At 64.7% G+C, this 9,812-nt stretch carries 10 protein-coding genes and 1 pseudogene; 3 read left to right on the top strand and 8 right to left on the bottom strand.

Translation table 11 applies throughout. The features are described from left to right. Positions 1-129: 129 nt before the first annotated feature. Positions 130-428: pseudogene (locus Q1L50_RS06420) on the top strand (IS5 family transposase); the annotation flags it as partial. 90 nt (positions 429-518) lie between these two features. Here the strand turns inward: Q1L50_RS06420 and Q1L50_RS06415 are convergent. Continuing rightward, positions 519-905 carry a group II truncated hemoglobin gene (locus tag Q1L50_RS06415; RefSeq protein ID WP_300336860.1) on the bottom strand — a complete coding sequence of 129 codons (387 nt, stop codon included), beginning with the start codon at positions 903-905 and terminating at the stop codon, positions 519-521. A gap of 225 nt (positions 906-1,130) precedes the next feature. On the opposite strand from Q1L50_RS06415, the gene Q1L50_RS06410 reads away from it, so the two are divergent. Together Q1L50_RS06410 and Q1L50_RS06405 are read left to right on the top strand one after the other, a co-directional pair. Next, complete coding sequence (locus Q1L50_RS06410) at positions 1,131-1,655, top strand: phasin family protein (protein WP_300336858.1); 525 nt, start codon at positions 1,131-1,133, stop codon at positions 1,653-1,655. Positions 1,656-1,927: 272 nt separating this feature from the next. Next, entirely contained in the window at positions 1,928-2,203 is a 276-nt protein-coding gene (locus Q1L50_RS06405; protein ID WP_300336856.1) for an ArsR family transcriptional regulator, read from the top strand. 105 nt (positions 2,204-2,308) lie between these two features. Here Q1L50_RS06405 and Q1L50_RS06400 read toward each other — a convergent pair whose 3' ends face one another. From Q1L50_RS06400 to Q1L50_RS06370, 7 genes are all read right to left on the bottom strand, one after another. Then, complete coding sequence (locus tag Q1L50_RS06400) at positions 2,309-3,748, bottom strand: DUF294 nucleotidyltransferase-like domain-containing protein (RefSeq protein ID WP_300336854.1); 1,440 nt, start codon at positions 3,746-3,748, stop codon at positions 2,309-2,311. A 165-nt stretch (positions 3,749-3,913) separates the two neighbouring features. After that, positions 3,914-4,249 (bottom strand): Na+/H+ antiporter subunit G, encoded by a 336-nt coding sequence (locus tag Q1L50_RS06395; protein ID WP_300336852.1) that lies wholly within the window; start codon positions 4,247-4,249, stop codon positions 3,914-3,916. Next, positions 4,246-4,515 (bottom strand): K+/H+ antiporter subunit F, encoded by a 270-nt coding sequence (locus tag Q1L50_RS06390; RefSeq protein ID WP_300336850.1) that lies wholly within the window; start codon positions 4,513-4,515, stop codon positions 4,246-4,248. The genes Q1L50_RS06395 and Q1L50_RS06390 overlap by 4 nt, the downstream gene beginning before the upstream one ends. After that, complete coding sequence (locus Q1L50_RS06385) at positions 4,509-5,000, bottom strand: Na+/H+ antiporter subunit E (RefSeq protein WP_300336848.1); 492 nt, start codon at positions 4,998-5,000, stop codon at positions 4,509-4,511. The genes Q1L50_RS06390 and Q1L50_RS06385 overlap by 7 nt, the downstream gene beginning before the upstream one ends. After that, complete coding sequence (locus tag Q1L50_RS06380; RefSeq protein WP_300336846.1) at positions 4,997-6,511, bottom strand: monovalent cation/H+ antiporter subunit D; 1,515 nt, start codon at positions 6,509-6,511, stop codon at positions 4,997-4,999. The genes Q1L50_RS06385 and Q1L50_RS06380 overlap by 4 nt, the downstream gene beginning before the upstream one ends. Next, positions 6,508-6,831 carry a Na+/H+ antiporter subunit C gene (locus Q1L50_RS06375; protein ID WP_300336845.1) on the bottom strand — a complete coding sequence of 108 codons (324 nt, stop codon included), beginning with the start codon at positions 6,829-6,831 and terminating at the stop codon, positions 6,508-6,510. The genes Q1L50_RS06380 and Q1L50_RS06375 overlap by 4 nt, the downstream gene beginning before the upstream one ends. After that, the gene (locus Q1L50_RS06370; protein WP_300336843.1) at positions 6,831-9,635 is read right to left on the bottom strand and encodes a monovalent cation/H+ antiporter subunit A; all 2,805 of its coding nucleotides are present in this window, start codon (positions 9,633-9,635) and stop codon (positions 6,831-6,833) included. The genes Q1L50_RS06375 and Q1L50_RS06370 overlap by 1 nt, the downstream gene beginning before the upstream one ends. Between the last annotated feature and the right edge of the window lie 177 nt (positions 9,636-9,812).

Here is a 9,812-nt window from a genome sequence, read left to right as displayed (position 1 = left end):
GTTCATGTTGATCACCATCTGCAGGATGATCAACCCGTTTCGTCCTCTCCCTACATTTTCCTTGAGGCTCATGTCTCAGTGGAAACGCGCGGCCCGTTCAGGCTCATACCACAGTGGACAAGGCTGAAGGGCGACCCGGGCCGCACAGCAGCGGACAATCGTCTGTTTGTTGAAGCAGTCTTGTGGATTGCGCGGACCGGCAGTCCATGGCGAGACCTGCCATCGGAATTCGGGCCATCGAATAGCGTCTATCAACGCTTTGGCCGATGGTCGCGTCGAAGCGTTTGGCATCAGGTCTTCGCCCAGTTGGCTGACGACGCCGATTTCGAGGGGGTATTCATCGACAGTTCCATCGTACACGCCCACCAGCACGCAGCGGCTGCACAAAAAACGGTGACCAAGCGCTTGGGCGATCCCGCGGCGCGTTGCGACTCGCTACGACAAACTCGCCGAACGCTTCTTCTCGTTCGTCGCTCTCGCCGTTGCCGTCATTTGGCTCGCTTGAATGTCAACACAGTCTAGGGCGGCTGGTTGCGCATGAAATCGGCGGTGTTGAAGAAGGACAACAGCAACTTCTGGCGCAGCGCTTCCTCGACGCCAATCGACTCCATCGCCAGCAGCATGCACGCCACCCATTGGTCGCGCTCGGCTTCTCCTATGGCAAACGGCAGGTGACGGCGGCGAAGCATCGGATGGCCGATGTTTTCCACGTAGAGGTCGGGTCCGCCCAACCAGCCGGAAAGAAACATGAACAGTTTGTCGCGCGACGCGCACAGGTCGGCGGGGTGCAGGGCGCGAATCGTCGCGAACTGGGGCACCGTGTTCATCAGTTCGTAGAAGCGGGCGCACAGGCTGGCGACTGACGCTTCGCCGCCGATCAGTTGATAGGGGGTCGGTTCTCGCATGCTGTTCGCTGTGCCCTCCGGGCAAAGGCGTGAGTCGGCTGACTCGGGTCCGCTCCGTTCGAGGCCTGTCCGTTGCTTGCGTCAGTAATTGCTGCAACGCAACAAAAAGTCTTGACAAACCCCGCCTGAAGACTAAAATGACTTATCCGCTGCACTGCAGCAAATAGCCTCAGGTGATGCGAAGCCGAGGCACTGTTTAAGTTTCGCAACTTCAAGGAGAATATCGTGTACAACGTCGCTGAGCAATTCACCAAATCCAGCATGGCTGGCCTTGAAACGCTGAAGACTGCCATCAACGCGTCCTTCGACGGTGTCGGCAAACTTGCGGCGCTGAACCTGCACACCGCCCGTGCCGTCGCAGCACGCAACGCCGAGAACTTCAAGTCGTTGGCCGCGGTCAGGGATCTGGCCGGCCTGAAAGCGCTGCAGCAACCGATGGCGATTTCGGCGGTTTCGCAGTCGGTGGCCTACTCGCGCCGCACCTACCAAATCTGCAGCGAAACGTCGAACACCATGGTCGACCTCTTCGGCAGCCAGCTTTCGCAGGCCAGCGGTGGTCTCGTCGCGGTGGTCGATAAAGGGCGGAAGAGTGCGCCTCCGGTCTTGGACTTTGCCAAGGCGAGCGGCAAGATGCTGATGGCCATGGCCCGTACGGCGTATGCCAGCGCCGGCCAGCTTGCTGCGCCGGTGACGGCCGACACCCCGGCCACCGCCGCGCCGGTAGCCGGGCTGCTCGAGAAAACTGCTTGAGGCTGCTGCAGCGGGACGCGGCACGTCGCTGCCCCGCGATGCGTTGTTAGCCAGGCACGTTCCTCGCCACCCGGTGCCTTGGGCACCGGGTTTTTTTGCGCCCGACCCGGACGCTGTGGTCTTGGTCTGCAAGCCACCGCGTAGCTGCCCATACCGGGCCGAAGGCACCCCTTGCGGCGTGTGCTTGCAGGCAGGATTTGCCAGAACGGTGCGTGCGGCGCACACTAGGACGTTTCGTCAACTGGCGAACGTATTTTTTTGGGAGTGTCAGAATGACCGATGCGATCCTTGGTTTCCTGCGAGCCAACGGCGAACAGCTTGATGTCGATATCGCGCAGTCGCTCGATATCCCGATCGCCGACTTGCGCGACGAAGTCGCGCGGCTTGCAGCACTGGGCGACCTGATCTGTTGCCGGGTGACCCGCTACATCGATGGCCGCAAGATCGAAGGTACCAGCTGCCGGCTATCGTGCGATCCGCCGACCCCGGCGCGCGGTCGCAAGCCGGGGGTGAAAAAGGCCGACGATTCGGACACCACCAGCTATTGAGTCCAGCTGTTCCAGGGCGCTGTCGCGCGCATCCCATTTGCCCCGCGTTGCCCAGGCGCCTGCGCCGAAGACCGGCGGGCGCTGACGCACCCCTGCCGCAGGCCGTTATCGCAGCAGATGAAGGCTGAAGTGGGCCTTGATGAACTCCTGGAATTTCTCGACCCCCTTGAGGGCAATTTGCAGCCGCCCGAGTTCCATCATGTTGAGGCGTGCTAGGGGGATGTAGTTGTCCGGCGTGCGTCCTTCGCGCACCGCTTCGACCTGCCCGCGCAAGCGCATCAGAACCAGAAAGTCGAAGTTTTCGGAAATGTTGTCGGCCATTTTCTGGGTGACCACTTTGTCTTTGACCAGCGCTTCGAGGCGCTGGTGGGTGCTGCCCTCGAGCTTTCCGGCCTGGATGGCCAGCGCTTTGACCCCCTCGGAGATGGCAAAGATACCGGCTTTCTTGATCTCCAGCATGCCGGAGTGTTCGCCGCCGCTTTCCCCCTTGACCTTGCCGAACCAGCCCAGCGGCGGAGCAAAGCGCAGCGTGCTTTCAACCATCCGCATCAGGAACAATTTGTCGCGCTGCACGTGCTGGTACAGGTGGGCCTTGAGGTCCCGTTCAAACGAAGGGTCGCCGTAGATGGTGCGGATGTCTACGAAGGTGCCGCAGCTGAGAACGTGTTTGGGGGTCGGGGTCTGGAGCCAGCGGTCGAGTTGCTCGTGCCACTTGCCGATGCTTCGCCGCCACTCCTTGTTCTTGGCCATGATGCCGCCGGGGCACGGTGGGATGCCGATGGTGATCAACGAATCGACCAGGACCTTCGAGAATTCCTCGATCCGGTCGATCTGATCGGCGTTCAGTTCGTCGCCGTAGACGATGGCATTGTCCTGATCGGTGAGCAGCGTCTGCTCCCCGCGGCCCTCGCTGCCGAGGACGACGAACGCGAAGCGGTCAGGCAGGTCGGCAAAGCGATTGGCGCGCATCAGCGCGATCAGGCGCAACAGAATCTGGTCGTTGAGGTGGGCGATCATCCGCACCATGTCGCGGGTGTTGGTGCCGCTGCCGCTCAGATGCAGGACCAGGCCCTGGATTCGCTCATATACGGCCTTCACTTCGTCGATGTCGGTGGCGTTCTCGATGTCGAGGACGAGCTGCTGCGGCGAGTGCGACTGCAGGCGGATGATGTCGCTGTCGGTAATGATTCCAGAGAGCCGGCCCTTGCCATCGACCACCGCCAGGCGATGGATTTTTCGGCGCGACATGCGGTACAGCGCTTCGTAGAGCAGGTCGTCCTCGCCGATCACCGACAGCGGACGGTTCATGATTTCCCGAACCACCAGCGCCGAAGGGTCGGCGCCCGACGCGACGACCTTGTTGCGCAGATCGCGGTCGGTCATCATGCCGCTCGGCACCTTGTTCTCGCAGACGATGACGCTGGAGATGTTCTTTTCGCGCATGATCCGGACCACGTCAACCAGCGCATCGTCCGGACCGCAGGTGACCACCTTGCGTTGACAGAAGTCCTTTACCGGGCGAAAAAACTGACCTTCCTCAGCCATCCTGTGTTGTTCCTTGTTGTCGGCTTGTTGTCGCTTGTCGCTCTTGACCGCCGCCGCGTGCCCGGCGAGGCCTGTTGAAGCACCGAACCCGCGAGTCCGGAGGCGCGATTCTAGCACTGGCCATCGACTAAGCCACAGGCCTGAGCGATCGGCCTGCTCGGCTGCTCAGGGCATGTTCTGGCCTTGGCTGTCGGCGGGGCGCGACTTCGACCTGCGGTGCATGGCTGCCTTGGCCAGCAGGTGCGCGGTCACCGGCGCGGTGATGAACAGGAAGAACAAGGGCGCCAGTTCGTGCAGGCTGATGTCGCTGTCGTCCGCGGTCGAAAAGAACGCCGCCGAGGCGAGCAGCATCGCGCCGACCCCCAGCGTCGTGGCCTTGGTCGGGCCGTGCAGGCGCATCAGAAAATCCGGCAGGCGGGCGAGGCCGATCGAGCCGAGCAGGACGAACAGCGCGCCGACAATGATCAGCAGCGAGATGGCGAATTCGGTCGCCGCGTTCATTCGCTGATGTCTCCGCGCAGGAGAAACTTGCACAGCGCCACGGTGCCGACGAAGCCCAGCAGCGCCAGCACCAGGGCCGCCTCGAAATAGGCGGTGCTGGCCCGGCTGATTCCGTAAAGCACCAGCAGGGCGATGGTGTTGATTCCCAGGGTATCGAGGGCCAGGATGCGGTCGGTGGTATCCGGTCCGACCAGCAGCCGATAGACGTTGAGCACCAGCGCTGCGCCGATCAGCACAAAGGCGATTTCGATGGCCGCGTTCAGCATGCAAACATCTCCTTGAGCGCCAGTTCGTAGCGCTCCTTGATCTCGCGCACCAGCGCTTCCGGGTCGGGGACGTCAAGGGCGTGCACCAGCAGCACCCAGCGTTGCTGGTCGACGTCGATCGATACCGTTCCCGGAGTCAGCGATACGATGCTGCCGAGCAGGGTGGCGATGAAGGGGTCGCGCAGGTCGAGCGGCACCTCGACGAAGGCCGGCGACAGCCGGTGCAGCGGCCCGATGACCTGGCGGCCGACGCGCCAGTTGGCGGTGACGATGTCGAGCGCCAAAACGCCGATGAAGCGTACTGCGCGCCAGGGACGAACCAGGCGCGGCGGATCGGGCCAGAAGCTGCGGGTGAGCAGCGGGATGACCAGCGCCAGCCCGGCGCCGAGCACCAGCAGGCCGAGCGAGCCGGCATTGGTGATTACCGCCCAGAGCAGAAAGACCGTCAGCGACAGGCCCGGGCGCGGCAGGATCGCGCGCCTCATGGTGCGGCCTCGCGGTTAGTTGCGCTGGCTCCGAGGACGCCGGTCACGTAGCCGCCAGGCGCATGCAGTTGGGCGGCGGCACGGGCGGTGTAGTCCGCAAGCGGGCGAGCCAGAAGGGCCAGCAGCGGTCCGGCAGCGACCAGCAGCAGCACGGCGGTCGCGCGCTGCCAGCCGATCGCTTCGAGCGCCAACGGCCTGGCCGTCGCCTTGTGTTTCCAGATCAGGTAGCAGCCGTCGCGCGCCAGCGCCGCCATGACGACGAAGCCGCTGGTCAGCAGGACCGTCCACATCACCGGCGCGGCGGCGGCCGAACGCAAGCTGCTCAGCAGCATCAGCTTGCCGATGAAGCCGGAGAAGGGCGGCAAGGCGGCGGCGGTGGTGGCCATGACCAGGAAAGCGACTTTCAGCCAGGTCGCCTGCAGTGGCGGCCCGGCCATGAACTGGTCGGCAACCTTGCCGCGCTGTGCGGCGATGAGGTCACTGAGCAGGAAGCAAGCGGCGCCGGCCAGCGTCGATTGCACCAGGTAGTAGAGCGCCGCCGCGCTGACTTCGGTGCTGGCCTGCGCCGGTACGAGCAGCATGGTGCCCGCCGAGAGCAGTACCAGCCATGCGGCCAGGGCGCGCAGACGAGCCGCGGCCAGCGCGCCGAGAGCGGCGAAAACGATGGTGGCCAGCGCCAGGGTGGTCAACCAGTGATCGAGCAGGTCGGGCATCGCCGGCGCCAGAGCGACGGCCTGCACGCGCAGGATGGCGACGATGCCGACCTTGGTCATGATCGCAAAAAGTGCGGCGACGGGCGCGCCAGCGGCGCTGTAGGTGTGTGGCAGCCAGAACGACAGCGGCAACAGCCCGACCTTCAGCACGAACACCGCGACCAGCAGCGCACAGGCCAGTCTGGCCAGCGAGCGATCGTAGCCGGGCAGCGCCAGGACGCGTGCCACGTCGGCCAGATTCAGGGTGCCCAGCGTACCGTAGAGCAGACCCAGCGCGATCAGGAACACCGCCGAGCCGACCAGATTGAGCACCACGTAGGTGATTCCCGCGCGCGTCCGGGTCAGGCCGCCGCCGTGCGCCAGCAGGACGTAGGAGGCGAGCAGCATGATTTCGAAGAAGACGAAGAGATTGAACAGGTCGCCGGTGAGAAATGCGCCGAGCACGCCAAGCAGCTGGAACTGGAACAAGGGGTGGAAGTGAAGGCCCTCCTCGTCGAACCCGGCGCTGGCGTAGAGCAGCACCAGGAAGCCGAGAACGGCAGTGAGCAGGGTCATCCCCGCCGCCAGGCGATCGACTACCAGCACGATCCCGAACGGCGCTGGCCAGTCGCCGAGCGCGTAGACCCGCAATAGGCCGTCGTCGGCGAGCAGCGTCAGCCAGCCGGTCAGCAGCACCAGCAGGCCGGTCGCCAGCAGTCCGACCGCACGCTGGAAGGGCAGGTGGCCCGAGACCATCTGCAGCAGGGCTGCCGCCAGCGGGAGCAGCAGCGGCAGGATCGGCGCGTGCGCGTGGATCATTCCTGGCGGGCGTCGACGTGATCGGCGCCCGATTCCGACAAGCCGCGCAGGGCGAGGATCGCCAGGTAGGCGGTCATCCCGAAACCAATGACGATGGCGGTCAGCACCAGCGCCTGCGGCAAGGGGTCGGCATAGCTGGCGCCGGCGCGAATCAGCGGCGGGGCGTCGATTCGCAGACGACCGCTGGCAAAGAGGAACAGGTTTACCGCATACGACAGCAGGGTCAGCCCGAGCAGGACCGGGAAAGTGCGCGAGCGCAGGATCAGGAACACCCCGCAGGCGGTGAGCACGCCGATGGCAATCGAGAGCAGTACTTCCATTACACCTCCGCCTGCTCGCGGTGAGCACGCTCCGAGAGCCGGCCAAGTCCGGAGAGAACGGTGATCACAACGGTGACCACCACCACGTAGACGCCAAGATCGAAGATCATCACCGACGCCAGTTCGAACTCGCCGATCAGCGGCAGCGAGACGTGGCCGTGCGCGGAGGTCAGGAAGGGACGACCGAACAGCCAGCTGACGATGCCGACGCTGCTCGCCAGCAGCAGGCCCAGCGCCAGCAGCCCGGCGGCGTTGCGTGGCAGGCGCTGCGGGGCGAAGGCGTTGCCGTTGGCCAGGTACTGCACGACCAGCGCGACGCTGGTGATCAGGCCGGCGACGAAACCGCCACCGGGCACATTGTGTCCGCGCAGGAAAATGTAGACCGACACGGTCAGCGCCAAGGGCAGCAGCGGCCGCATCAGCATCGAGAGAAACAGCGGATGGGCTTCGCTCGACCACGGCCGGCCATCGCCATCGGTCCGCGGCGCGATCAGTGTCAGGCGGTCGAGCAGGGCGTGTGAAGCCAGGGCGACTATCGCCAGCACGGTGATTTCGCCGAGCGTATCGAAGCCGCGGAAGTCGACCAGGATCACGTTGACCACGTTGGTGCCGCCGCCGCCGGGTACCGATTCGCGCAGATAGAAACCGGAGATGGTTTCGAACGGTGTGGCGAGCATCCGCAAGGTGACCAACATCAGGCCGCCGCCGGCGAGTACGGCCAGCAGCAGGTCGCGTACCAGCCGACTGGCGCTGCTCGCCGACGGCGTGTGTGTCGGCAGATAGTAGAGCACCAGCAGCATCAGGACGATCGTCCCGGTCTCGACGGCGACCTGGGTCAGCGCCAGGTCCGGGGCCGACAGGCGAATGAAGACCATTGCCACGACCAGCCCGACGACCCCGGCCAGGATCACGGCCAGCAAGCGCTGCCGGTACAGGACGGTGGCGCCGACGCTGCCCAGCAGGAGGGCGAAAAGGGCCAGGTACGCCGCTTCGCCAGCCGGCTGGACCGGTAGCCGGATGCTGCCCTCGGGTCCGGAGAAAAAGGCCCAGCCGCCGAGCACCAGGACAAAGCCAAACAACAGCGCGTTGTAGCGCTGCAGCGAGCCATTGTCGAGCAGGCCGACGCCAGCTCTAGCGGCGTTGGCGAGCAATCGGTAGGCGCGCTCGAAAGCGGTCCGCGGGTGCATTGTTGGCAGTTGCGCCTGCCAGGCGAACAGTGGCGCGCGCAGCGCGTAAATGCATATGCCGCCCGCCAGGGCCAGCAAACTCATCATCAAGGGCCGATTGAAACCGTGCCACAGCGCCAGTTCAAAAGCCGGCAGCGGTGCCTGCAGCGTTGCCGCGGCGGCGACCCTGAGCAGCGGCGCGACGGTCATTTGGGGAAACATGCCGACCAGCAGACAAAGCAGCACCAGCAGTTCGATCGGTGCGCGCATCCAGCGCGGCGGCTCGTGCGGCTGGCGCGGCAGGTCGATCGGCTCGCCATTGAAGAACACGTCGTGGACGAAGCGCAGGGAGTACGCGACGGCAAGGATCCCGGCGATGGTTGCGACCAGCGGTAGCAGCCACGCGAGCGCTTCGAACTGCGGGTGACCGACGGTTTCGGCGAAGAACATCTCCTTGCTCAGAAAACCGTTCAGCAGCGGCACGCCGGCCATCGAACCGGCGGCGATGATTGCCAGCGTGGCGGTGATCGGCATTCGCTTGAACATGCCATTGACCCGGCGCATGTCGCGCGTCCCGCATTCGTGGTCGATGACGCCGGCTGCCATGAACAGCGAGGCCTTGAAAATCGCGTGGTTGATGATGTGGAAGACGCCGGCGACGATCGACAGCCGCGTGTCGAGACCGAACAGCAGGGTGATCAGGCCGAGGTGGCTGATCGTCGAGTAGGCCAGCAGCCCCTTGATGTCGTGCCGAAAAAGGGCTGTTGCCGCGGCGTAGACCAGGGTGGTTGCGCCGGTGCCGCTGACCAGCCAGAACCACAGGTCGGTACCGCCCAGCGCCGGATGCAGACGCGCCAGCAGAAAAACGCCGGCCTTGACCATCGTCGCCGAATGCAGGTAAGCCGAGACCGGCGTCGGCGCCGACATCGCGTTTGGCAACCAGAAATGAAAGGGGAACTGCGCCGACTTGGTGAACGCGCCGAGCAGGATCAGGATCAGCGTTGGCGCGTAGAGCGCGTGCGCCCGAATCTGCGCGCCGTCGGCGAGGATCACCGACAAGTCGTAGCTGCCGCCGATATGGCCGAGCAGCAATAATCCGGCGAGCAGCGCCAGGCCACCACCGCCGGTGACCGCCAGGGCCATGCGGGCGCCGATTCGTGCCTCGTACTTGCCGTGGCTGTAGGCAACCAGCAGAAACGACGACAGGCTGGTGATTTCCCAGAAGACCAGCAGCAGCAGGATGTTCTCGGAGAGCACGACACCGAGCATCGCCGCCATGAACAGCAACAGAATCGAAAAAAAGCGGCCCAGACGATCGCTGTCCGGCAGGTAGTAGAAAGCGTACAGCACGACCAGCAGGCCGATGCCGCAAATCAGCAGGGCGAACAGCAGCCCCAGACCGTCCATGCGCAGGCTGAGGTCCAGTCCGTAGGCGGGCAACCAGTGCAGCCGTGCAAGTGCCGTCTGCCCGGCAAAGATGGTCGGCGCCAGTTGTACTACCAGCGCCAGACAGCTGCTGATCACCGCCGCTGCAGCCAGCGACGCGGCGCCACGTCCGAAGCGTTGCAGCAGCAGCGGCAGGAAGAACGCACCGAAGGCTGTAGCGGGTATCGCTGCAAGCAGCAGGCTCGAGTTCACAAGGGCCGATCCAGGAATGGGTGGTCCCGGTGTGACGCCGGGGGAGCGGAGCTGCGATTATAACCATCCTTGCTCTCCGCGGCCGCCCTTGCACCAGACAATCAGACGCGATCCTGCGCCCCCTCCGCGGTGCCGTCATCTTCCGGTAACATTGTCGCCGTAGCCTGCCCGCAGCCT

Origin of the sequence: Accumulibacter sp. (genome assembly GCF_029255145.1) — a bacterium.
Lineage (GTDB): Bacteria > Pseudomonadota > Gammaproteobacteria > Burkholderiales > Rhodocyclaceae > Accumulibacter.
This window is presented reverse-complemented; position numbering and strand designations above follow the sequence as displayed.